Source organism: Pseudomonas sp. IAC-BECa141, assembly GCF_020544405.1.
Classification (GTDB): Bacteria; Pseudomonadota; Gammaproteobacteria; order Pseudomonadales; family Pseudomonadaceae; genus Aquipseudomonas.
Map to the genome: position 1 here is coordinate 5,718,212 of NZ_CP065410.1, position 23,894 is coordinate 5,742,105.

The window sequence follows — 23,894 nt, forward strand, 5'->3', positions numbered from 1 at the left end:
CGCATCCGCTGCGCCGCTGCTCCCATGACAAGGAGGTTCCCTGATGTTCGATTTCCACCCCCAGCTCAAGCAGCGCTTCGCTGCCTTGCGCACGGGCGCCGAGTTCTTTTCCTTGAGGTATGTCCGCGAGTCCGGCCAGTACCTGTTGGTGCGCAAGAACGTCGCCGAACCGCCGAGCCTGAGCCGCGATGAAGGCGCGATGCTCACCGTCCGGGTCAACGGCGTCGAAGCCTATGCCGCGACCAATGACCTGTCGCAACAAGGCCTGCAAGCCGCCCTCGAGCGCGCCGAACAACAGGCCCGACGGATCAAGCCGCACGCCCTGCTCGACCTGAGCCAGCAGCCGGTGTCCAGCGACCGCGCCGACTACTTTTCACCCAATCTCGAACAACCCTTTCCGTCCCTGAGCGAATGCTTCGAGCTGCTCGGCGCGGAATCCGCCTCGGTGCCAAAGGATGAGCGCCTGGTGAATTGGCAAGTGAGCATCGGCATCACCCACGTCGAACAGATCTACCTGAGCAGCGCCGGCGCCGAATTGCGTCAGGCCCAGCGTTTCGTCTACCCGGGCCTGGACGTCACCGCCTACGACGGCAGCGACAGCCAGACCCGCAGCCTCGGCCGCGAGAACTTCGGCCAGCAGGGCGGCGCTGACGTGATCAGCCGTTGCGGCCTGATTGGCGCCGGCCCGCAAGTCGCCGATCAGGCACTGCAACTGCTGCTCGCGCCGAACACCCCGCAAGGCCCTCGCGACCTGCTGCTGATGCCCGACCAGATGATGTTGCAGATCCACGAATCCATCGGCCACCCGCTGGAGCTCGACCGGATCCTCGGCGACGAGCGCAATTACGCCGGCACCAGTTTCGTCAAAGCCTCGGATTTCGGCAGCCTGCAATACGGCTCGAAACTGCTCAACGTGACGTTCGATCCGGGCATTCCCGAAGAACTGGCGAGTTACGGTCACGATGACGACGGCTCCAGGGCCAGCAAGCAATTCCTGATTCGCGAAGGCCTGCTGGTCCGGCCGTTGGGCGGTGCCTTGTCGCAGTTCCGCGCGGGTCTGGACGGCGTCGCCAACAGCCGCGCCTGCGGCTGGAACCGACCGCCGATCGACCGCATGGCCAACCTCAACATCGAGCCGGGCGACCAGCCGCTGGAGCAACTGATCGGCGGTATCGAAAACGGCATCCTGATGAGCACCAACCGTTCCTGGTCGATCGACGATGCACGCAACAAATTCCAGTTCGGCTGCGAATGGGGCCAGTTGATCGAAAACGGCGAACTCAAGGGCGTCGTGAAGAATCCGAACTACCGGGGCATTTCCGCGCATTTCTGGAAGAGCCTGCGCGCCGTCGGCAACGCCGGCACCACCCAGGTGCTGGGCACGCCGAACTGCGGCAAGGGCGAACCGAACCAGGTGATCCGCGTCGGCCATGCGTCACCGGCCTGCGTGTTCAGCAATGTTGATGTGTTTGGGGGAGACGCCTGATGAGTATTTCCAAGAACCCGTCCGAGGCGTTCAAGGTGCTGGTCGACTGGCTGCGCGATGCCGTGCGCGAGCCGGAACAGTTCACCCTGAGTTATGACGCCGAATCCTCGGCCTTCGTGCGCTTCAACCACGCCAAGGTGCGTCAGGCCGGGCAAGTCCAGCAAGCCGGTATCGGCCTGAAACTGATCGACGACGGTCGTCATGCCGACCTGCACATCACGCTGTCCGGTGAGCAGGCCACCGATCTGCAACGCCTCGCCGAAGGCTTGCAGCAACTGCGCGAAACCCTGCCGTTGCTGCCGCAGGATCCGTACCTGTTGCTCAACCACAACAGCTGGCAGAGCAAGAACGTGCAGGAACATCCGCTGCCGGACACCGAGCAGGTGGTGGCTGAAATTGCCCAGGCGGCCGAAGGTCTGGATCTGGTCGGCTTCTACGCTGCCGGCCCGATCAGCCGCGGTTTCGCCAGTTCTTCCGGCGCATTCGGCTGGCATCAGGCCAACAGCTTCAACTTCGACTTCAGCCTGTTCCACGAAAACGGCGAAGCGGTGAAGGCCAGCTACGCCGGGCACGACTGGAACAGCGAAGACTTCGCCAAACGCATCCAGCAGGCCCGCGAGCAACTCGAGTTTCTGGGGCGACCGCTGCGCACCTTGCCGCCCGGTCAATACCGCGCCTATCTGGCGCCGGCGGCCCTGGAAGAAATCATGGGCATGTTGTGCTGGGGCGGTTTTTCGGCGCAGTCGATTGCCAGCAAGAGCAGCCCGTTGCAGAAGCTGTATGCCGGCGATCAAGCGTTCAGTCCGCTGGTGTCCCTGGACGAAAAAGTCAGCGACTCGCTGAGCCCGGCGTTCTCCGGCGAAGGTTACCCGCGCAGCGATCTGCGGTTGATCATCGAAGGCAAGGCAGGTGATCAATTGGTCGGTTCGCGCAGTGCTGCCGAATACGGGCTGACGGCCAACGGCGCCGGTGGTGGCGAATCGCCGAGCGCGCTGAACATGGGTGCCGGTGATCTGCCGCAGGCCGAGATCCTCAAGCAGTTGGGCACCGGTTTGTACATCAGCAACCTGTGGTACCTGAACTTCTCCGATCAACCGGCGGCGCGACTGACCGGCATGACCCGGTTTGCCACGTTCTGGGTCGAGAACGGAGAGATTCAGGCGCCGGTCAGCACCATGCGTTTCGACGACAGCGCCTACAGCCTGCTGGGTTCGCAGCTGGAAGCATTGACCGCCGAGCGGGAATTGCTGCTGTCGGCGAGCACTTACAGCCAGCGCAATACCTCGTCGGCACTGTTGCCGGGGGCGCTGGTGAGCCGATTGACCCTGACTCTCTAACCTTCCGACCTGATCGTTCCCACGCTCTGCGTGGGAATGCAGCCCGGGACGCTCCGCGTCCCAGCCAAAAGCGGACGCAGAGCGTCCATGGCGGCGTTCCCACGCAGAGCGTGGGAACGATCATCTTCCAGACAACAAGAGGTTCCATGCCCAACCGCCCGCCACTCGACGCCATCACCGCCCGCTGGTTGCCGTGGGTCGTCGCCATCGCTTTCTTCATGCAGTCCCTCGACGGCACCATCCTCAACACCGCCCTGCCGGCCATGGCTCGGGACCTGGCCGAAGACCCGTTGCGCATGCAGGGCGTGATCATCGCCTACATGCTCACCGTGGCCCTGCTGATTCCGGCCTCGGGCTGGATCGCCGACCGCTTCGGCACCAAGAAAATCTTCTTCGGCGCGATCCTGCTGTTCAGCCTCGGCTCGCTGCTCTGCGCCTTGTCGAGCAGCCTGAGCATGCTGATCGGCGCACGCGTGATCCAGGGCCTCGGCGGTGCGCTGATGCTGCCGGTCGGACGCTTGGTGGTGCTGCGCGCCTACCCGCGTTCGGAACTGGTGCGGATCATGGGCTTCATCACCATTCCCGGCCTGCTCGGTCCGCTGATCGGCCCGACCATGGGCGGCTGGATGGTGGAATACCTGACGTGGCACTGGATCTTCCTGATCAACCTGCCGGTCGGCGTCATCGGTTGCTATGCGGTATGGAAATTCATCCCCGACCTGCGCGGCACCGAGCGCACGCGCTTCGACAGTCTGGGATTTCTGCTGTTCGGTGCGGCGATGGTGCTGATCACCATCGCCATGGAAGGCCTCGGCGAACTGCACCTGCCGCACTTGCGGGTGATGTTGCTGCTGTTCGGCGGCATGGCGTGTCTGGCGGCGTACTGGTTACGCGCCGGGCACATTGAAAACCCTTTGTTCGCGCCGTCGCTGTTCAAGACCCGCACCTTCGCCGTCGGCATTCTCGGCAACCTGTTCGCTCGCCTTGGCAGCGGCGCCCTGCCGTTTCTGGTGCCGTTGCTGCTGCAAGTGGCGCTGGGTTATTCGCCGTCCCAGGCCGGGATGAGCATGTTGCCTTTGGCCGCAGCCGCGATGGTCGCCAAGTGGGGCGCGCGACCGCTGATCGAACGTCTGGGCTATCGCATCGTGCTGACCGGCAACACCCTGCTTCTGGGAATCATGCTGGCGAGCATGGGTCTGGTCAGCGAGCAGACGCCGTACTGGCTGCTGCTATGCCTGCTGGCGATTCTGGGGGCGATCAACTCGCTGCAATTCACCGCCATGAACACCGTGACCCTGATCGATCTCGACGACGCCAGCGCCAGCAGCGGCAACAGTTTGCTGTCGGTGGTGGCGCAGTTGTCGCTGAGCCTGGGCGTGGCCTGCGCCGGTGCGTTGCTCGGCGGCTTTACGGCACAAGTCGGCAATGACGGCGTTGAGACCGTGTTGGGCGCATTTCAGCTAACGTTCGTGACCGTGGGGATCATGGCGATGCTGGCCGCGACGATTTTCTCGCAGCTATCGAAAGAGGACGGACGGCGTACCAAACGCCGTGAGGAACATATCGAGCATTGACCGGGGTCCGCGTGGCGAGGGAACCGGCCCTCGTCACAGGCTTTGCGTTCGTCCAGAACTTTCGAGGAAAGTGGCCAGAGGCTGCTACACTGCGCGACATTTTGTTTTGCAGGCCAGTCCCGTGACCACCATCGCCACCGCTTTTAATACTTTGCCGCTGTCCGCCGCCATGCTGGCTAACCTCGACTCCCTCGGTTATGCCCAGATGACGCCGATCCAGGCGCAGAGCTTGCCGGTGATCCTCAAGGGGATGGACCTGATCGCCCAGGCCAAGACCGGCAGCGGCAAGACCGCCGCGTTCGGTATCGGCCTGCTGAACCCGATCAATCCGCGCTACTTCGGTTGCCAGGCGCTGGTGATTTGCCCGACTCGCGAACTGGCCGACCAGGTCGCCAAGGAAATCCGTCGTCTGGCCCGTGCCGAAGACAACATCAAGGTCCTGACCCTGTGCGGCGGCGTGTCCTTCGGCCCGCAGATCGGCTCGCTGGAGCACGGCGCGCACATCATCGTCGGCACGCCGGGCCGCATCCAGCAGCACCTGCGCAAGGGTTCGCTGGTCCTCGACGGCCTGAACACGCTGATCCTCGACGAAGCCGACCGAATGCTCGACATGGGTTTCTACGACGCCATCGAAGACATCATCGAGCAGACCCCGGCCCGCCGTCAGACCCTGTTGTTCTCGGCCACCTATCCGGTGGGCATCAAGCAACTGGCGTCGAAGTTCATGCGTGACCCGCAAACGGTCAAGGCCGAAGCGTTCCACGACGACACCCAGATCGAACAGCGCTTCTACGAGATTTCCCCGGAAGAACGCATGAGTGCGGTGACCAAGGTTCTGCACCACTTCCGCCCGGCCTCCACCGTGGCCTTCTGCTTCACCAAGCAGCAAGTGCAGGAAACCGTCGATCATCTGACCTCCAAAGGCATTTCCGCCGTCGGCCTGCACGGTGATCTGGAACAGCGTGACCGCGATCAGGTGCTGGCGATGTTCGCCAATCGCAGCACCTCGGTGCTGGTGGCTACCGACGTCGCCGCCCGCGGCCTGGACATCGATTCGCTGGACATGGTGATCAACGTCGAGCTGGCCCGCGATTCGGAAATCCACATTCACCGCGTCGGCCGTACCGGTCGTGCCGGCGAGAAAGGCATCGCGGTCAGCCTGGTGGCGCCGTCCGAAGCGCACCGCGCGCAAGCCATCGAACAATTGCAGAAAACCCCGCTGAACTGGGATCAGTTGGACAACCTCAAGTCCCAGGGCGGTGCCCCGCTGCAACCGCCGATGAGCACGCTGTGCATCGCTGGCGGGCGCAAGGACAAAGTGCGTCCGGGCGACATTCTCGGCGCACTGACCGGCGAAGCCGGCATTCCGGGCGCTCAGGTCGGCAAGATCGCGATCTTCGATTTCCAGTCTTACGTGGCGGTTGAACGCACCGTGGTCATGCAGGCGCTGCAGCGTTTGAACAACGGCAAGATCAAGGGCCGTTCGCTGCGCGTTCGGGTTTTGTAAGAACGCTTAAATGATCGTTCCCACGCTCCGCGTGGGAATGCCGCCATGGACGCTCTGCGTCCGCTTTTAAATCGTGACGCGGAGCGTCACAGGATGCTTTCCCACGCAGAGCGTGGGAACGATCTGCGTGGTCATTGTGTGAGGACACCGTTTTGCGCTCTACCGAAGTCGTGATCATTGGCGCTGGCGCCGCAGGGTTGATGTGTGCACTGACAGCCGCCGGGCGCGGACGTCAGGTATTGCTGCTCGACCACGCGAACAAGGCGGGCAAGAAAATCCTGATGTCCGGCGGTGGGCGCTGCAACTTCACCAACATGTACACCGAACCGAGCAATTTCCTCTCGCAGAATTCGCACTTCTGCAAATCCGCGCTGGCCCGCTACACCCAGTGGGATTTCATCGGCATGGTCGCCAAGCACGGCGTGCCGTATCACGAGAAGAAACTCGGTCAGCTGTTCTGTGATAACAAATCCAGCGACATCCTCGGCATGCTCCTGGACGAATGCGATCAGGTCGGCGTCAACCTGCACCTCGAAACCTCGATCCAGACCATCGAAAAGGTTGAAGGCGGTTACCTGCTCGACACCACACTCGGCCAGATCCAGTGCCAGTCGCTGGTGATCGCCACTGGCGGGCTGTCGATCCCGACGCTGGGCGCCACCGGTTTCGGTTACCAGGTCGCCAAACAGTTCGGCCACGAGCTGCTGCCGACCCGCGCCGGGCTGGTGCCGTTCACCATCACCGATCAGCTCAAGGAGTTGTGCACCGAGCTGTCCGGCACCTCGGTGGATTGTCTGGTCAGCTGCAACGACCAGAGCTTTCGCGAGAACATCCTGTTCACTCACCGTGGCCTCAGCGGCCCGGCAATTCTGCAGATTTCCTCGTTCTGGGAGCCGGGCGACACAGTCGAGATCAACCTGCTGCCCGATCACGACGCCGCAAGCTGGCTGCAACAGCAGACCGCCGAGCGTCCGAACAGCGAACTGAAAACCCTGCTCGGCGAAATCTTCACCAAGAAGATGGCCAACCTGCTGGCGGACAACTGGTTCGTCTCCAAACCGATGAAGCAGTACACCCACGCCGAACTGGCGGACATCGCGCAGAAACTCGGCAGCTGGAAAGTCGTCCCGGCCGGCACCGAAGGCTACCGCACCGCCGAGGTAACGCTGGGTGGCGTCGACACCCGCGAAGTCTCGTCCAAGACCATGGAATCGCTGAAAAGCCCGGGCCTGTACTTCGTTGGCGAAGTGCTGGATGTCACCGGGCATCTGGGCGGATTCAACTTCCAGTGGGCCTGGGCCTCTGGCTACGCCGCCGCGCAGTACGTCTGATCCAAAGCCATATACAAAACCCTGTGGGAGCGAGCTCGCTCCCACAGTGGTATGTGGTGCATGAAAGGAACACTTTTTGCTGTCAGATGTGATCGGCGCCATTGCGTCGGCGTCATTACTGGCTCAATTTAGCGGCATCGCCTCGGAAGGCCTTCGCACTTCATGTCCTCGACCTCGTTTCGTCAGTCTTTGCGGCGCCTGTGGGCGCTGGATAAATTCAGCTACAGCGTGCGGGTGTTCATCGCCCTGACCGGCAGCATGGCGCTGTGCTGGTATCAGGATGAAATGGGGCTGCTGATTCCGCTGTTCCTGGGGATCATCGCCAGCGCCCTGGCCGAGACCGACGACAGTTGGCAGGGCCGCCTCAACGCGCTGGCGGTGACGCTGGTGTGTTTCAGCGTCGCGGCGCTGTCCGTGGAATTGCTGTTTCCCTACCCCATCGTTTTCGTCATTGCGCTGGCACTGGCCAGTTTCGGCCTGACCATGCTCGGTGCGCTCGGCGAGCGTTATGGCGCGATTGCTTCGGCGACCCTGATTCTTTCCGTCTACACCATGATCGGCGTGGATCAGCGCGGTGGCGCGGTCACGGATTTCTGGCATGAGCCGATGCTGCTGGTGGCCGGCGCCGCGTGGTACGGCCTGCTGTCGGTGCTGTGGCAGGCGATGTTTTCCAACCAGCCGGTGCAACAGAGCCTGGCGCGGCTGTTCCGTGAACTGGGCTTTTACCTGAAGCTGAAAGCCTCGCTGTTCGAGCCGATCCGTCAGCTGGACGTCGAAGCGCGGCGCCTGGAACTGGCCCAACAAAACGGTCGGGTGGTCGCAGCGCTGAACAGCGCCAAGGAAATCATCCTGCACCGGGTCGGCAACGGTCGGCCCGGCTCGAAAGTCAGCCGTTACCTGAAGCTGTACTTCCTGGCGCAAGACATTCACGAACGCGCCAGTTCTTCGCACTATCCCTACAACGCCCTGGCCGATGCGTTTTTTCACAGCGATGTCCTGTTCCGCTGCCAGCGCCTGCTGCGCCAGCAAGGCAAGGTCTGTCGGGCGCTGGCCGAATCGATCCAGATGCGCCAGCCATTCATTTACGACGCGAGTTTCGCCGAAGCCCTGAGCGACCTGCACGCTTCCCTCGAACACCTGCGCATCCAGAGCAACCCGGCCTGGCGCGGACTCCTGCGTTCGTTGCGCGCACTCGCCGCCAACCTCGGCACCCTCGACCGGTTGCTCAGCGACGCGAGCAACCCCGATGCGCTGGCGGATGCCACCGACAGCAGCCTGCTCGACCGCTCGCCGCGCAACTTAAAGGATGTGTGGATTCGTCTGCGCACGCAGCTGACGCCGACCTCGCTGCTGTTCCGTCACGCCCTGCGCTTGCCGCTGGCACTGAGCATCGGCTACGGCATGGTGCACCTGATCCACCCGTCGCAGGGTTACTGGATCATCCTCACCACGCTGTTTGTCTGCCAGCCGAACTATGGCGCGACCCGGCGCAAACTCGGCCAGCGGATTTTCGGCACGGCGATCGGCCTGACGATTGCCTGGGCGCTGTTCGATCTGTTCCCGAGCCCGCTGGTGCAATCGTGCTTCGCCATCGCCGCCGGCGTGGTGTTCTTTACCAACCGCACCACCCGCTACACCGTGGCGACCGCCGCGATCACGATCATGGTGCTGTTCTGCTTCAACCAGGTCGGTGACGGCTATGGTCTGTTTGTGCCAAGACTGTTCGACACCTTGCTCGGCAGCCTGATTGCCGGGCTTGCGGTGTTCCTGTTCCTGCCGGACTGGCAGGGTCGGCGCCTGAACAAGGTGCTGGCCAACACCCTCACCTGCAACAGCATTTACCTGCGCCAGATCATGCAGCAATACGCCGCCGGCAAGAGCGACGACCTCGCCTATCGACTGGCCCGGCGCAACGCGCACAACGCCGACGCGGCACTCTCCACGACGCTGGCGAACATGCTGATGGAGCCGGGGCATTTCCGGAAGGAAGCCGACGTCGGTTTCCGCTTCCTGGTGCTGTCGCACACCTTGCTCAGCTATCTGTCAGGGCTTGGCGCACACCGGGAAACCCAACTGCCGGCCGAGGTGCGTGAGCATCTGATCGATGGTGCGGGAGTGAAACTGGCCAGCAGCATCGACGAGATCGCCCAGGGCCTGGCGAGCAAAACGCCGATCGCGATCCAGAGCGATGAGGAAGAGGCGCTGGCCAATGAGCTTGAGCAAATGGCAGACGAGATCGACGAAGGCCAGCGACTGGTGCAGACGCAACTGGCGTTGATCTGCCGCCAGCTTGGCCCGTTGCGCACGCTGGCGGCGCACCTGATCAAAGACACAGCCGAAGACTGAGTTGGCCGCACAGGCCTCATCGCTGGCAAGCCAGCTCCCACAGTGTCGGTGTGGTACACAAAATATGTGAACTGCCGCTGTACCTGTGGGAGCGGGCTTGCCCGCGAAGAGGCCCGTTCGTGCACTAAAAATCTTTCAGGCTACATTCCGTGTTGCCTGAGCAGCTTGTCATAGCTGCCATCGGCCTTCATCGACGCAATCGCCTTGTCGAACCCGGCCACGATCTGTTCGTGCTGCGGGTTCTTCAGGCTGACCAGAATGTGCAGGCTGTTCTCGCTCAGCGGCTTGGGCAGAAACTCCACTGCGTTGCGTACTTTCGGTGACTCCCGAGCCAGGTAATAGCGGGCGACGTATTCGTCTTCCAGGGTCAGCTTGACCCGGTCCGCCGCCAGCATGCGCACGGCCATCGCGAAGTTATGCACAGGGACTTTCTGTAACGCGGCGTCGGCATCGAACGGCGCCGAATAGGCGTAGCCGCGCACGACCGCAATCGGATAGGTGTGCAATTCCTGCAGGTTGTTGTATTCGATGGGCGAGTCTTTGCGCTTGAGAAAACGCACGCGATTGAGCAGATACTCGGCAGAAAACTGCCCCAGCTTCGTGCGCTCGTCGTTGTACCAGGCGTTGACCAGCACGTCGTAACGCCCTTCGCCAACCCCCATCAACGCCCGCGCCCAGGGCACCTGCTCATAGGCGCTGGCATAACCGGCACGAGCCAGGGCCGTGCTGACGATATCGGTCGCCAGCCCACCGTTGACCAGCGTGTCATCGGTAAAAGGCGGCCAGACGTCGAATACCAGACGCAGTTTCTCCGCTGCAGCGCTTTGACCCAGCAACAGCAACCCGATCAAAGCAAAGGCTCGATGCAATCGCGGCATGCTTGAAAATCCTTAGCGGGCGGGCCGCCCGGCGTGTTTTCAGTCAAAACCCCAAGGCCCGTTACCGGCGAATCCCAGGCCCTAACATTAGCTCATTGAAGCCATCGCACAGCGCTTCCCAGCAGATTACACAAAGTACGGCGGACCGCGATATTGGAATGATGGCATTTTGGCCTTTGTCACAGATTTCTCAGCCATACAGACTTATTTCGGCGCTGCGCTTAGTATCGGGCGACGTAGTTCAAGGAATCGGAAGATGACAATCGAGTGGGTCTGCAAACATCACAGCGATCTGGGACTGGAGCAGCTGTACGCCATTTTGAAATTGCGCTCGGAAGTGTTCGTGGTCGAACAGCGTTGCGCGTACCTGGATCCGGACGGACAGGATCTGGACGGTGACACCTGCCATTTGATGGGCTGGGACGGTAATCAACTGGTGGCGTACCTGCGCCTGCTGGACCCGGAATCCCAGGGCGGCGACGTGGTGATCGGCCGCGTGCTCACGGCGCCGGCCGGGCGTGGCAAGGGGTTGGGCCATGAAATGATGGAACAGGCGCTGAAACAGGCCGAGAAGCGTTGGCCTGAAGTGCCGATCTACCTGTCGGCCCAGGCGCACTTGCAGGGGTATTACGGGCGGTACGGTTTTGTGGTGGCGGGTGAGGAATATCTGGAGGATGACATTCCGCACATAGGAATGCGTCGGTCTTGAGATTTCCCCTTCGCGGGCTTGCCCGCGAAGGGACTACATCGGTCAGGGATACTCGAGAACAGCCTTGATCTGCCGCAAATTGCGCTCGATCCACCCCCGATCAATCGCCCCCCACTCCCGAATCCGATAACGCCCCGCATGATTGCGCGCGCCCTCTTCCTGTTCGAACTCGCAGACGATATCCAGATCCGCCAGCGCCGCAATGGTGTCCTGCGCCGTACGCCGGGGCATGCCGGTGATCTCGGTCAGCGCCGGCACGCTGCTGGCCAGGCCGCTGTCGATCAGGTACGCCACGTACAAGCGCCGGTAGAAACTGCTCTTGGTCTTGCTTACGTCCATGCATGCGCTCCGGTGTTTGATGTCTTATTGCATGTCCAGCCACGTCAGGTACACCCGCAGATCGAACTCGATCTGGTGATAGCCCGGCAGCATGTGCTCACATAATTTATAGAACGCCTTGTTGTGATCCGACTCCTTGAAGTGCGCCAGTTCGTGCACGACGATCATCTTCAAAAACTCAGGCGCGGCGTCCTTGAACAGCGAGGCGATGCGGATCTCTTTCTTGGCCTTGAGCTTGCCGCCCTGCACCCGCGAGACCGTGGTGTGCAGGCCGAGGGCGCGGTGGGTCAGGTCGAGGCGGTTGTCGAACAGCACCTTGTCGATGGCCGGGGCGTTGCGCAGGTATTCCTGCTTCAAGTCCAGCGCGTAACCGTACAACGCCTTGTCGCTCTGCACGTCGTGACGGCCCGGATAGCGTTGGCTCAGGTAATCACCAAGGCGGTTGTCAGCGATCAATTGGCGCACCTGATCCTGCAGATTCGCGGGATAGGCCTGGAGGTATTTCAACGCAGTCATGGGGCGGCACAGATCATGAAAAGGCCGCCAGTGTAGCGAATTCAACCGGCCAACGCGCTCCAGTCGAACGGCTCGGTAAAGCGTGCGGTGTCCTCGGCGACCAACGGCCGCGCCACCAAAAACCCTTGCACATACTCACAACCATGAGCTTGCAGCCACTGATATTGCTCGACGGTTTCCACGCCTTCGGCAATCACCAGCAAGCCGTATTCCTTGCACAAGTCTATGACCGTGCGCACCAGCGAGGCGTCGCGGGACGAGTTCGGCAATCGGGCGATCAGGTGGCGATCGAGCTTGAGGGTGTCCAGCTCCAGATCGCGCAAGTGCGACAGCGAGCAAGACCCGGAACCGAAATCGTCCAGCGCCACCCGCACCCCGAGATTACGCAGCAGCTTCAGCTGTTTGCGGGTCTCGTCCGGGTTGATCGTCAGCGCCTCTTCGGTCACTTCCACTTCCATCTGGTGCGGCTGCAAACCATGGCGCTCCAGCACCTGACGCAATTCGGTGACCAGATTAGGCAGGCCGAACTGGGTGTTGCTCAGGCTCACGCCGATCACCAGATCTCCTGAGAACTCGGCCTCCCACGCCTTACGCTGCCCGGCGCTGCGATGATAGATCCAGCTGCCGAGCCGGCTGATCAGCGTCGCCTCTTCCAGCAACGGCAGGAACAACCCCGGCGGCACGTCGCCGACGCTCGGGTGCTGCCAGCGCAGCAACGCCTCGAAACCGCGAATCCGGCCATCGCCAATCGCCACCTGCGGCTGGTACACCAGATTGAAATCGCGGTTTTCGATGGCGTTGCGCACGCTCTCTTCCAGCATCAGCCGCGAGCGCGCGCGGCCGTTCATTTCATGATCGTAAAAGCGATATTGCTGACGCCCGGCACGCTTGGCCTCGTACATGGCGATGTCCGAGGCGCGCATCAAACCGTCGAGGTTGTTGCCGCAATCCGGGTAGGTGGCGATGCCGATGCTCGCACCCAAAGCAATATCGAGGCCTTCGATCTGCTGACAGATCGACACCCGCTCGATGAGTTTCTCGGCGATCTTCGCCGCTTGTTCGGGGAATTCCAGATCCAGCAGCGCGGTGAATTCATCGCCACCCATCCGCGCCAGAATGTCGAACGGCCGCAGGCAGGCTTTCAGTTGTTCGGAGACCCAGCGCAACACCCGGTCCCCGGCATCATGCCCGAGGGAATCGTTGACCCTTTTGAAGCCGTCGAGATCGAGGTACATCAGCACCCAGCTGCTGTCCGCGCGCTCGCCGCGCAGCAACAGGTTTTCCACAGTCTGGTAGAAACCCCGACGATTGAGCAGCCCGGTCAGCGGATCAGTGACCGCTTGAAATTCCAGCTGTTGATGCAGATGGCGCACCACCGACATGTCCAGGACCGTCACCACCATCGCGTGCTGTTCACTCGGCAACGCTGCGCAAGACAAGGCCACCGGCACCTGCTGGCCTGGTGCGGTACGCAGCAACGCGTCGTGTAAGCGCAACGTCTCGCCGCGTTTGTAACTGGCATAAAACTCGGAATCGACCCACAGCGGAATGTGCGGTTTCTGCAGGAAATCGAGAAACTCCTGCCCTTCCAATTCCTTTACCGGTGCATTGAGCAGCCGGGAAATCGCCGGGTTGGCGAAGCGGATCAGACCCTCCTCGCCCAGTACCAGAATCCCTTCGGCAGCGTTATCCAGCACCGACGCATTGAAGGCCCGCGCCGACTCCAGATCCTGACTCAGGCGCTGCAACGCCCGGCGATTGCGTTGATGTTCCAGCAACGCCTGGACTTTGGGTTTGAGAATCTGCGGATCGAACGGTTTGAACAGGTAATCCACCGCACCGCTGGCATAGCCCTTGATCACGGCGTCCTGGGACTGCTCGTTGGCGGTGAGGAAAATGATCGGGGTCAGGCGCGTGCGCTGGCTGCCGCGCATCAGACGCGCGACTTCAAAACCGTCCATGCCCGGCATCTGCACATCCAGCAGCACCAGATCGACGTCGTGTTCGAGCAGCAAACTGAGGGCTTCGAAACCGGAAGCTGCGGTCATAACCTGCCAGTCCTGGCGCTGCAACAATGCGCGCATGCTGATCAGATTTTCAGGGTAATCATCAACGATCAAAAGGACTGAGCTGCCTTCACCTGGCTGGGGTTGCGCGCATTCCATGCTGCTTCTCTTGTCGGGACATCTTGTGTCGGGGCATCTCGGATCAGTGTTCCGGCGTTTTCTCGTGAAAACCGTACAGTCACTGAGCGTTCACTCTAGTCCGGGATCTGTAAAAGCAATAGCTGTCATCCAGCCATCATTTAACCAAACCGATAGGCAGCCGACTAACGGTCACCGCTGAAGCCCTCGAAAACCGGGAAACATGGCATTTCGACAGGTTGTTGACGCCAATCATCCGCCAGACGGCCGTTAACAAAAAATCCCACTACGCTTATAAAGGCCGCCCCAAGAACCGCGGGCTAGAGCATCTGGCACGCGCGTACAACTGCAACAGAGTGGAAGAACCGACATGATCGACCTCGCAACCTGGAACCTCAGCGTTCCCGTTGGCAGCCCGCCCTACACCGTCGAAACCTCCAGACTGGTGAACGGCTTCAAGGATCAGTACTTCCATTCCGACACCGGCACCCTGTTCTTCTGGTCCCCGGTGACCGGCTCGAAAACCGAAAACGCCATCTACCCGCGTACCGAACTTCGTGAAACCTACAGCAACGGCACCCTGCGCAACTGGTATTACCCGGACGCCGACAACCTGCTGCGCGCGACCCTCTCGGTCAACAAGGTGCCCAGCTCCGGCAAGATCGTCATCGGGCAGATCCATGCCTATGAAAGCCAGAAGCCGATGCTCAAGCTTGAGTACCAATACAAAGACAAAACCGAGACCGGCAACCTGGTGATCAAACTGCGCACCCATCCGGATCAGGACGAAAGCCGCGTCATCACCCTCGCCACCGGGATCAAACTCAATCGCGAGTTCAACTACCTCATTCACCTGAGCCCCGGCGGCGCGCTGGGCGTGAGTGCGGCCGGGTATCAGTGGGATTCGCAGATCAGCGCGACGTGGCGTAACAAACCGTTGTATTTCAAGGCCGGCGTGTATGTGCAGGACAACACCGGGTACACCAGCGAGGGCGGGCAGGTGACGTTCAGCAAGCTGGATATCGATCACAATAAATAGCGGTGGCGCACACGTTTAAGGCTGCTGTTTAAAGACGGTTCGCGTTACGTCCTGAAGCCTACAACGGCTTGCGTCGCTGCCTACCGGTACGCCAGAATCCGCCGGCTTGTGCGCCTGGAGGGCCGTCGGTAACTTGATTCGGGTCACTGATTCGCAGTGATCGGGTTTAGTAGCCTGTGGTGTTTTCAGCTACGTGCAACGCGCTGTCCATCAGACATTCCAGTCTGACTGTGATGGTGGCTGTGCGCAGGGCGCTTCGGCGCGCCGGTTAATGCTGAATACTCCCCGGTCTACTAACCTGCGCACAGCTGCCACCCTTCTTTTAGTAGGGAAGGACCGGCAGCTCCTTACAGGAGTTTTCAGCTTATGTTCAAACCTACGCCTAACCCGCCAGAAACCGATCCGGCCTCCCCCTACGATTCCCTCGACCCCAAAAAACTCAACGAAGCCGCCGAACGCGCCCTCGACCACTACCTCTGCCCCGGCGCCCGTATCATGGCCACGGTCAACGAACCCGACCCCATGTACTTCGCCAACCCCGCCTACAACACCGAATCACTGCTGGCCAACGCCAGCGAAACCCTCGGCTCCGCCAGCGAAATGCTCAACAACTTCGCCGCCACCCTCCCTCCCGCCGACCGCAAGACTGCGATAGGCATTGCGCAACTGGTGATGCTTGGAGAACTGGCGGTGAATCAGGCGCTGGACCACGTGGAGCCAAAAACTTAATCAGCAACTGGCTGAGGTAACTCATCTACCACAGAACCCGCCATAGGCGGGTTTTCTTCGCGCAGTACCGAAAAACTGCCAACAATAAATCCGTCACCTTCTTAATACGTCGCAAAAAACCAGTATCGACATATAACTATTCGATTTTGAACAAATAAGTAATTGATATAAAAAACTGTCATATTTGACAGTTAGAAAAACCAGAAAAACAACTCACACTATTGACACCAAAGCCAACAAACCTCGAGTAACCAAGAGAGAGCATCATGGCCAAGTACGTCGTACTTCCAGGAGTAACTCTTTATTACAGCGACGCTGTACAGCACCCACTAAAGTCACCATTCGGGGTTAATATGAAAGACCCTCAAAATGTTGTCTACCAGATTCACGGACTACCTTATGCGTCTTACCAGCGCCTATCCGGTATCAGCATAAAACTCCCCGCCAACACACCAATGGCTGGGGACTTGTCTCTCTATATCGACAACGTAACAATGGAAAAATATATCCAGACAATCATAAAAACCCTACGCACCATTTTCCACTCGACAGCGGCGCGACTCAATAGGTACGCCCGCATGAAGCTTAATAGTTTAGGAGCCATAAATCATGGCACAACCGACATACATAGTGACTTCAGCTACAACGTTTTTTTATTCGGACTCTACAATTCCTGCCGAAAAAACTATCGGCATTGACACTAAGTTTCCCCAAAACGCCGCTTATACACTATATGGAAAACCCTATGGGCAATTCCAGAGGCTAGGTGAATTCAACTTGGCTATTGACCCTTCAATCCCTTTACAAGTTGGCCAAACACCCGATGCATATGGTGACAACATCATGACCAACAACCCTGCCAATTCGTTCTCACATAACCGTCAAATATTAGGACCTCAACCGCTTAAAGTTTTTGCTGGAATGCCGGCCATGAGAATACTGGACACTGGAGATATTGAATGCTACGGCTCGGTGACTGATACAGCGAACAACAGGATTTACATAATCCTCTCCAGCGATCATTACCATACAACAGCCATAACCCAAGAACAACGAAACGTACCAAGTTGGGCCAGACAGAAATTTTTAACTAGTAGGATAAGACACACACGATCGCAGAGCATATAAAAACCGCCATATACAAAATCACAAATCTTCCCTATCAAGCTATATCCCCCAACAACCAAACGGAGAATCAAACCATGAGCACTTCCACACCAACAATATCAACCCAGCGGTCAGTTCCATTTGTGCTTTTCCCATTCGACTCTATAGGTAGGGGCGCGAAATGCTGGATTAGAAGACCTGACGGCACAAGCGAAACAGTCGTATTAGACAACATAGATATGATTAACAGAAAAATTTACGCCACACGTCTCGACGGAACAAGTATTACCGAGGAAATCTCTGACATTGAACTATACCGAGAGAGCTACGTTGAGTGGCAAGCAGCCACAAAAAAATAGCGAGTTAACTTTTTAAAACATCAAAAGATGATGGAGAACAGAATGACTATCTTTCACTCCCAGGGCGAAGGTTTGCAATACAAAATTGGCGACACTATCAACTTCACCCACGACGGGTCAGCACTTTTCGACATGCGAATAATTGGAATCGACCAGACCGCAACCTCTTTAATTGCCGCACCTAATAGTGCTCCAAGCAAACTGAAACCCTACCTATTCAGGAATACAACACTCCTTACAAAAATAAGTTTCAAAGAACCGCCTAAAAACCAACTTTCAGTTGGTACGCAAACGCTCACTGCTTATCCAAGGAATGGTAATGGTGCAGTCTCAGGCGGCTTGATTGCATTTTGGGGAACGCCCGGTGCCGGGAGCACTAATTGGGATGACGGTGAGCCACCCTTAGTTCCACGCCCAGAGCACGCTTGGAATGTCCCTGATTATCCTGGGCAACAAACAAGTTGGCACTCGAACCTTTGCGTTTGCTGGAGGTGTCAGGCGATTTACGCTGCTGCCACTGCTTCTCTTGGTCATCCTGCAACGCCATGGGGAGATTATAGGTACGGTGACCCAGTGAAACCTTGAAAGATCAGAAAGGTGAGCTTAAAAAAATAGAAAAAAGGGGAGAAAAAGGGGACGGATTTATTTATCAACAAATAAATCTTCCCCTTTTTCCTTCCATGTAGACCATTCGATTTTTATACACCGCAAAATACTCACCAGCCAACGGAGGCACTTCACATGGCTAAGTACATCGTTTCTCCTGCACCTCTAGTTTTTTACTCCGATAGCAATATTCCAGCAGAACGAAAAATAGGTTTCGACCCCAAGGATATGAACAATGTTGCCTACACGCTCTACAACAAACCGTATAGCTTGTTTCGGCAAAATGACTTTAAGTGACTTTAAGGGGACAGATTTATTTAACATATGAATCCGCCCCCATAAAAAGCCCCTCATCTTTCCTCAAGCATTGAAAGACAGCGTGACCACCTTAACTAAAAAAGGAAGCTCTCCATGGCCACCCAATACGTTGTAGTTAAAGAACCATTTGCCCATTTCTATTCAGACACAACAACTGAAAGAGCGGAACCCATCATGGGTGTAAAACCAAGAGACACCAATAACGTCGCCTATACCTTGTACAACAAACCTTACGGCAAGTATCAATTTCTGGGCGGCTGTAATTTTTTGCTTCCAACATCCATTCCTTTCATACCCGGCATGGTCGTAGACTTTTATGCAGACAACACAACCACAGGCATAACTGCAAACTCATTCATCAACCAGCTGACACTACCCAGCAACTTCAACAATACCGATGTAAGGATTTTCATGGGCATTCCAGCCATGGACAAACTGGATAACGGCCTGATCGAGTGCTATGGCTCTGTGACAGACGCAGTGAACAACACTGTTTATGTTATGCAGTCTCTTTTCTTCACGATCCAGAAACCTTAGAAAACCGGATCATTGAATACCAAAGTGAAAAATTGAGGGGGCGTAATTTATAAATTTGCCATACACACCAAACCAATGAGTTCATCTGCAGAATAAATAAATCTGTTATCGGTCACTTTAACACCATCACACCAAGAAACCTGGAGTAACTGACATGAGTACAACACAAAACGTACAACGCCAGGTGCACCTGCGCACTGGCGACAAATTCACCGCGATCACAAAAAAAAACAAATTGGTCGACGGCACCATCGAATCGATAGACGGCGCAAGCGTAAAAGTAAAGAATACAGCAGGCATATTAGAAACTATTAGAAAGACTGATATCACTGCACTGCAGCTAGACAATTTTGATTATCATATACTTGATTATGTTGGCTCAAAGCCAGCAGCTTTCAACCCGCAGCCTGACTCCCCAAATATCTATCCGGGAATCGCAGAAACCGTAAGCATACCTAGTTTCCCACCCGCCGACCCAAAACCAATTACTGTTAAACCCTATATCCCTCCTGAACCTGATAGCACTCCGTGGATTTGGGATCGCTACAATAATCCCGGGTACGTGGAGGGTTCAAACGGACAACAATTACAACAAGGCTATGTTAGAAGCGACTCAACTACTTATGCATTGAAATTTACCTTCGAAGCGCAAGAAACAATTGAGGAGTCAACTGAAACCGTCAAGGTAAAAAGATATACATACCGCCCTGCATAAGCCAACCGACGACTCCAAGAGCTCTAGAGAACTATGAAGAGCTTATGGGGACAGCGAAACAAGAACTTATGGGGACAGATTTATTTATCATGCCATTGAGCAAACAGCAGCGCCGTTTGCTCTTACTTTTGGATAACCTCATGGCCCAAGAATATCGTCGCCCATAAAAAATCCGCCTCTCGGCGGATTTTTTATTCAATCAGCTCAACACCCAGTCTCAATTGACCTTGGCGTTCAACTCACCCTTCAGATAACGCTGATACATGCTTTCCAGCGAGATCGGCTTGATCTTCGAAGCATTGCCGGCAGTACCGAAAGCTTCGTAACGAGCGATACATACGTCGCGCATCGCCTTCACGGTTTCGCCGAAGAATTTACGCGGGTCGAATTCGCTCGGGTTGGTGGCCATCAGGCGACGCATGGCGCCGGTGGATGCCAGACGCAGGTCGGTGTCGATGTTGACCTTGCGCACGCCGTGCTTGATGCCTTCGACGATTTCTTCAACCGGTACGCCGTAGGTTTCTTTGATGTCGCCGCCGTACTGGTTGATGATCGCCAGCCACTCTTGCGGAACCGACGAGGAACCGTGCATCACCAGGTGGGTGTTCGGAATGCGCTTGTGGATTTCCTTGATGCGGTCGATCGCCAGCACGTCACCGGTAGGCGGCTTGGTGAACTTGTAGGCGCCGTGGCTGGTGCCGATAGCGATGGCCAGGGCATCAACTTGGGTCTTCTTGACGAAGTCAGCGGCTTCTTCCGGGTCGGTCAGCATCTGGCTGTGATCCAGAACGCCTTCGGCGCCGATGCCGTCTTCTTCACCGGCCATGCCGGTTTCCAGCGAACCCAGGCAGCCCAGCTCGCCCTCAACCGAAACGCCGCAGGCGTGAGCCATGGCGACAGTTTGTTGGGTCACGCGGACGTTGTATTCGTAGTCGGTCGGAGTCTTGCCGTCTTCGCCGAGGGAGCCGTCCATCATCACCGAGCTGAAGCCCAGCTGGATCGAGCGCTGGCAGACGTCAGGGCTGGTGCCGTGGTCCTGGTGCATGCACACCGGGATGTGCGGGAATTCTTCGATCGCGGCCAGGATCAGGTGACGCAGGAACGGGGCGCCGGCGTATTTGCGAGCGCCGGCCGAAGCCTGGACGATCACCGGGGAGTCAGTCTTGTCAGCGGCTTCCATGATGGCGCGCATCTGCTCAAGGTTGTTGACGTTGAAGGCTGGAACGCCGTAGCCGAACTCGGCTGCGTGGTCCAGCATCTGGCGCATGCTGATAAGTGCCATTGTGTGTCTCTCTCCCGGTTTGGGTCGTTAATCGTGCCAGCCTGCCGGAGCGGCGGCGGCTATTCAAGTGATTGCAGATCGGGGGTTGAGGCCCGGCCTGGTGATTCGATAAAGCAAATTCTGTTCTATTCGGCTTTGCAGCCCCGGCCGATCAGATCATTGGTAGCGACCCAGTAGACCAGGCCTTCATTACCTTTGATGTGAAACGCCAGCATGTCGTCGCTGTACAACGTGCCCGAGGCGCCCGGCTCTTCTTTCAGGCGATAGACCTGATCGCCACCGCCCAGTCGCACATCGACTGCCTTCTGGCCGGCGTCGGTGTAACGCCACAGCACCTTGGCCTGGCTGTCGCAGGTCCAGGTGGTCCAGTTATCCACAGGAGCGGACGACTGGAACGGGTTCCACTGCGCACAACCACCCAACAAGCCCAGTGCCGCAACGGCGATCAAACCTTTCATCCGTGTTCCTCGACCGGCAGCGCACGCCGCCGGACTTGAGTAAAGAGTCAGACCGGTCAAGGACAACCATGTTCCTTGGCCGGGGTTTGCGTCTCGTATTTGTCCAGACCGTCCGGCCCCGAGCGCTTGTTCAGCACCGGGTTGGTTTCGGCCTGCCAGTCGGCCTGGTAGCAGCCCTTCTGTGCCTCGCCGGGTGCCGGCTCCGGCGCAGCCTTCGGGTTACTCCCGCAGGCTGCCAATGTACCGGTCAGCAACAACAGCGCTAACGACTTGACCATCTGAACACTCCTTTGCCTGGCCAAACGGGCGGCCTCAGGCCTTGGCCCGGCTTTCCAGGACTTCAACGGCCGGCAGCACCTTGCCTTCGACGAATTCGAGGAACGCGCCACCACCGGTGGAAATGTAGGAGATCTTTTCTGCCACGCCATATTTATCGATGGCGGCCAGGGTGTCGCCACCGCCGGCAATCGAGAACGCCGCGCTTTCGGCGATGGCTTCGGCCAGCACTTTGGTGCCGTTGCCGAACTGGTCGAATTCGAACACGCCGACCGGGCCGTTCCACAGGATGGTTTTCGACGATTTCAGCAGTTGGGCGAAGTTGGCCGCGGTTTGCGGGCCGATGTCGAGGATCATGTCGTCCGCAGCGACGTCAGCGATCAGCTTCACGGTCGCTTCGGCGCTTTCAGAGAATTCCTTGGCAACCACTACGTCCACCGGCAGCGGGACGCTGACTTTGGCGGCGATGGCACGGGCGGTGTCCAGCAGGTCCGGCTCGTACAGCGACTTGCCGACCGGGTGACCGGCTGCAGCCAGGAAGGTGTTGGCGATGCCGCCGCCGACGATCAGTTGATCGCAGATCTGGCTCAGGCTGTTCAGCACGTCGAGTTTGGTGGAGACCTTGGAGCCGGCAACGATGGCCGCCATCGGCTTGGCAGGGGAGCCGAGGGCTTTGCCCAGTGCGTCGAGCTCAGCGGCCAGCAGCGGGCCGGCAGCAGCGACTTTGGCGAACTTGGCAACGCCGTGGGTCGAGCCTTCGGCGCGGTGAGCGGTGCCGAAAGCGTCCATCACGAACACGTCGCAAAGGGCGGCGTATTGCTGAGCCAGGTCGTCGGCGTTCTTTTTCTCGCCCTTGTTGAAGCGCACGTTTTCGAACAGCACGATGTCGCCGGCCTTGACGTCAACGCCGCCCAGGTAATCAGCTACCAGCGGCACTTCACGACCCAGCGCCTTGCTCAGGTAGTCGGCGACCGGCTTGAGGCTGTTCTCGGCGGAGAACTCGCCTTCGGTCGGACGACCCAGGTGCGAGCAAACCATCACGGCCGCGCCTTTTTCCAGGGCCAGCTTGATGGTCGGCAGCGAAGCCAGGATACGCGCATCGCTGGTGACAACACCGTCCTTGACTGGGACGTTGAGGTCTTCGCGGATCAATACGCGCTTACCTTGCAGATCGAGGTCGGACATCTTCAACACGGTCATGGGTCGCACTTCCTACGGTTTTTTTGAAGTCGCTGTCTGCAGATAGTGTTCTGCAACATCCAGCATTCGGTTGGCAAAACCCCATTCGTTGTCGAACCAGGCCAGGATGTTCACCAGCCGGGGGCCGGAAACGCGGGTCTGACTGGCATCGACGATGGCCGAATGTGGGTCATGGTTGAAATCACAACTTGCGTGGGGCAGCTCGGTGTAGGCCAACAGACCTTTGAGCGGGCCGCTGGTGGCAGCCTCGCGCAGGATCCGGTTGACCTCGCCGGCGTCGGTATCGCTCGCGGTCTGCATCGTGATGTCGAGGCAGGACACGTTGACCGTCGGCACGCGTACGGCTTTGGCCTGGATTCGCCCGGCAAGTTCCGGCAGCAGGCGCTCGATACCTCGCGCCAGCCCTGTGGAAACCGGGATCACCGACTGGAACGCCGAACGGGTGCGGCGCAGGTCTTCATGGTGATAGGCATCGATCACCGGCTGATCGTTCATCGCCGAGTGAATCGTGGTGATCGACACATAATCCAGGCCGACTGCCTGATCCAGCAGACGCAATAGCGGCACGCCACAGTTGGTGGTGCAGGAGGCGTTGGACACCAGCAATTCATCGCCGGTCAGGCAATCCTGATTGACGCCGTAGACGATGGTGGCGTCGACATCCGCCTCGCTGGCCATCGGCTGCGAAAACAGCACACGCGGCGCGCCAGCGTCGAGGAAACGCTGGCCGTCTGCGCGGGTGTGCCAGGCGCCGGAGCATTCGAGCACCAGATCGACGCCCAGCGACGCCCAATCGATGCCTTCGGGGGTGGCACTGCGCAGGACCTTCACACAGCCGCCATTAATATGCAGACAATCGCCGTCGACCTTCACTTCGCCGGGAAACCGGCCGTGAGTGGAGTCGAAGCGTGTCAGGTATTCGATGCTGGCCATGTCGGCCAGGTCGTTGATCGCGACAATTTCAAACCCTGCCTTCTCGCCTCGCTCGAACAACGCACGCAAGACGCAACGACCAATCCGGCCGTAGCCGTTGAGTGCAACTTTGTAGGGACGCGGTTGAGGCATGGGGTTCTCGATTACCGTGGTGTATCCGTTGATGCG

General features: G+C 58.5%; 23 protein-coding genes. 14 read left to right on the top strand and 9 right to left on the bottom strand.

What is annotated here, in order from left to right; genetic code table 11:
• Positions 1 to 43 precede the first annotated feature (43 nt).
• From I5961_RS26225 to yccS, 6 genes are all read left to right on the top strand, one after another.
• Positions 44 to 1,486 carry a TldD/PmbA family protein gene (locus I5961_RS26225; protein WP_227233742.1) on the top strand — a complete coding sequence of 481 codons (1,443 nt, stop codon included), beginning with the start codon at positions 44 to 46 and terminating at the stop codon, positions 1,484 to 1,486.
• Positions 1,486 to 2,823 (top strand): TldD/PmbA family protein, encoded by a 1,338-nt coding sequence (locus I5961_RS26230; protein ID WP_227233743.1) that lies wholly within the window; start codon positions 1,486 to 1,488, stop codon positions 2,821 to 2,823. The genes I5961_RS26225 and I5961_RS26230 overlap by 1 nt, the downstream gene beginning before the upstream one ends.
• Before the next feature lie 146 nt (positions 2,824 to 2,969).
• Positions 2,970 to 4,397: a multidrug transporter subunit MdtD gene (mdtD, locus tag I5961_RS26235; RefSeq protein ID WP_085697795.1), complete on the top strand. Its 1,428-nt coding sequence runs from the start codon at positions 2,970 to 2,972 to the stop codon at positions 4,395 to 4,397.
• Positions 4,398 to 4,518: 121 nt separating this feature from the next.
• Positions 4,519 to 5,904, top strand: coding sequence for an ATP-dependent RNA helicase DbpA (dbpA, locus tag I5961_RS26240; protein WP_085697910.1), 1,386 nt, complete (start codon positions 4,519 to 4,521; stop codon positions 5,902 to 5,904).
• 152 nt (positions 5,905 to 6,056) lie between these two features.
• Positions 6,057 to 7,235 carry an NAD(P)/FAD-dependent oxidoreductase gene (locus I5961_RS26245; protein ID WP_227233745.1) on the top strand — a complete coding sequence of 393 codons (1,179 nt, stop codon included), beginning with the start codon at positions 6,057 to 6,059 and terminating at the stop codon, positions 7,233 to 7,235.
• Between the two features lie 162 nt (positions 7,236 to 7,397).
• Positions 7,398 to 9,581 (top strand): YccS family putative transporter, encoded by a 2,184-nt coding sequence (yccS, locus tag I5961_RS26250; protein WP_085697797.1) that lies wholly within the window; start codon positions 7,398 to 7,400, stop codon positions 9,579 to 9,581.
• Between the two features lie 140 nt (positions 9,582 to 9,721).
• Here the strand turns inward: yccS and I5961_RS26255 are convergent, their stop codons facing one another.
• A complete protein-coding gene (locus tag I5961_RS26255) occupies positions 9,722 to 10,459 on the bottom strand; it encodes a substrate-binding periplasmic protein (RefSeq protein ID WP_085697798.1) in 738 nt (245 codons plus the stop codon).
• 256 nt (positions 10,460 to 10,715) lie between these two features.
• Here I5961_RS26255 and I5961_RS26260 point away from each other — a divergent pair, with 256 nt between their 5' ends.
• Positions 10,716 to 11,168, top strand: coding sequence for a GNAT family N-acetyltransferase (locus I5961_RS26260; protein WP_085697799.1), 453 nt, complete (start codon positions 10,716 to 10,718; stop codon positions 11,166 to 11,168).
• A gap of 42 nt (positions 11,169 to 11,210) precedes the next feature.
• Here I5961_RS26260 and I5961_RS26265 read toward each other — a convergent pair whose 3' ends face one another.
• From I5961_RS26265 to I5961_RS26275, 3 genes are read right to left on the bottom strand one after another with little or no spacing between them, the layout of a single operon-like run.
• The gene (locus tag I5961_RS26265; RefSeq protein ID WP_085697800.1) at positions 11,211 to 11,507 is read right to left on the bottom strand and encodes a winged helix-turn-helix domain-containing protein; all 297 of its coding nucleotides are present in this window, start codon (positions 11,505 to 11,507) and stop codon (positions 11,211 to 11,213) included.
• A gap of 24 nt (positions 11,508 to 11,531) precedes the next feature.
• Positions 11,532 to 12,023, bottom strand: a complete 492-nt coding sequence (locus tag I5961_RS26270) for a M48 family metallopeptidase (RefSeq protein ID WP_227233746.1) — start codon at positions 12,021 to 12,023, stop codon at positions 11,532 to 11,534.
• Between the two features lie 41 nt (positions 12,024 to 12,064).
• Positions 12,065 to 14,188, bottom strand: a complete 2,124-nt coding sequence (locus I5961_RS26275) for a putative bifunctional diguanylate cyclase/phosphodiesterase (protein ID WP_227233748.1) — start codon at positions 14,186 to 14,188, stop codon at positions 12,065 to 12,067.
• 349 nt (positions 14,189 to 14,537) lie between these two features.
• On the opposite strand from I5961_RS26275, the gene I5961_RS26280 reads away from it, so the two are divergent.
• The 7 genes from I5961_RS26280 to I5961_RS26310 all read left to right on the top strand — a co-directional run bounded on the left by I5961_RS26280 (position 14,538) and on the right by I5961_RS26310 (position 19,577).
• Positions 14,538 to 15,206 (top strand): polysaccharide lyase family 7 protein, encoded by a 669-nt coding sequence (locus I5961_RS26280; protein ID WP_227233749.1) that lies wholly within the window; start codon positions 14,538 to 14,540, stop codon positions 15,204 to 15,206.
• Positions 15,207 to 15,572: 366 nt separating this feature from the next.
• Positions 15,573 to 15,935, top strand: a complete 363-nt coding sequence (locus I5961_RS26285) for a DUF6124 family protein (RefSeq protein WP_085697804.1) — start codon at positions 15,573 to 15,575, stop codon at positions 15,933 to 15,935.
• Between the two features lie 266 nt (positions 15,936 to 16,201).
• The gene (locus I5961_RS26290) at positions 16,202 to 16,633 is read left to right on the top strand and encodes a hypothetical protein (protein WP_085697805.1); all 432 of its coding nucleotides are present in this window, start codon (positions 16,202 to 16,204) and stop codon (positions 16,631 to 16,633) included.
• 810 nt (positions 16,634 to 17,443) lie between these two features.
• The gene (locus I5961_RS26295) at positions 17,444 to 17,986 is read left to right on the top strand and encodes a hypothetical protein (RefSeq protein WP_139832586.1); all 543 of its coding nucleotides are present in this window, start codon (positions 17,444 to 17,446) and stop codon (positions 17,984 to 17,986) included.
• A gap of 156 nt (positions 17,987 to 18,142) precedes the next feature.
• The gene (locus tag I5961_RS26300) at positions 18,143 to 18,304 is read left to right on the top strand and encodes a hypothetical protein (RefSeq protein ID WP_170929723.1); all 162 of its coding nucleotides are present in this window, start codon (positions 18,143 to 18,145) and stop codon (positions 18,302 to 18,304) included.
• Between the two features lie 114 nt (positions 18,305 to 18,418).
• Entirely contained in the window at positions 18,419 to 18,862 is a 444-nt protein-coding gene (locus tag I5961_RS26305) for a hypothetical protein (RefSeq protein WP_085697806.1), read from the top strand.
• A 154-nt stretch (positions 18,863 to 19,016) separates the two neighbouring features.
• Positions 19,017 to 19,577 (top strand): hypothetical protein, encoded by a 561-nt coding sequence (locus I5961_RS26310; RefSeq protein ID WP_139832587.1) that lies wholly within the window; start codon positions 19,017 to 19,019, stop codon positions 19,575 to 19,577.
• Between the two features lie 217 nt (positions 19,578 to 19,794).
• Here the strand turns inward: I5961_RS26310 and fba are convergent, their stop codons facing one another.
• The 5 genes from fba to epd form a co-directional block, all read right to left on the bottom strand.
• Positions 19,795 to 20,859, bottom strand: a complete 1,065-nt coding sequence (fba, locus tag I5961_RS26315) for a class II fructose-bisphosphate aldolase (RefSeq protein WP_007959708.1) — start codon at positions 20,857 to 20,859, stop codon at positions 19,795 to 19,797.
• Positions 20,860 to 20,984: 125 nt separating this feature from the next.
• Positions 20,985 to 21,317: an MliC family protein gene (locus tag I5961_RS26320; protein WP_227233751.1), complete on the bottom strand. Its 333-nt coding sequence runs from the start codon at positions 21,315 to 21,317 to the stop codon at positions 20,985 to 20,987.
• A 56-nt stretch (positions 21,318 to 21,373) separates the two neighbouring features.
• The gene (locus I5961_RS26325; RefSeq protein WP_085697808.1) at positions 21,374 to 21,595 is read right to left on the bottom strand and encodes a hypothetical protein; all 222 of its coding nucleotides are present in this window, start codon (positions 21,593 to 21,595) and stop codon (positions 21,374 to 21,376) included.
• A 34-nt stretch (positions 21,596 to 21,629) separates the two neighbouring features.
• Positions 21,630 to 22,793, bottom strand: coding sequence for a phosphoglycerate kinase (locus tag I5961_RS26330; RefSeq protein WP_227233752.1), 1,164 nt, complete (start codon positions 22,791 to 22,793; stop codon positions 21,630 to 21,632).
• 12 nt (positions 22,794 to 22,805) lie between these two features.
• A complete protein-coding gene (gene epd / locus I5961_RS26335; protein WP_227233754.1) occupies positions 22,806 to 23,858 on the bottom strand; it encodes an erythrose-4-phosphate dehydrogenase in 1,053 nt (350 codons plus the stop codon).
• Between the last annotated feature and the right edge of the window lie 36 nt (positions 23,859 to 23,894).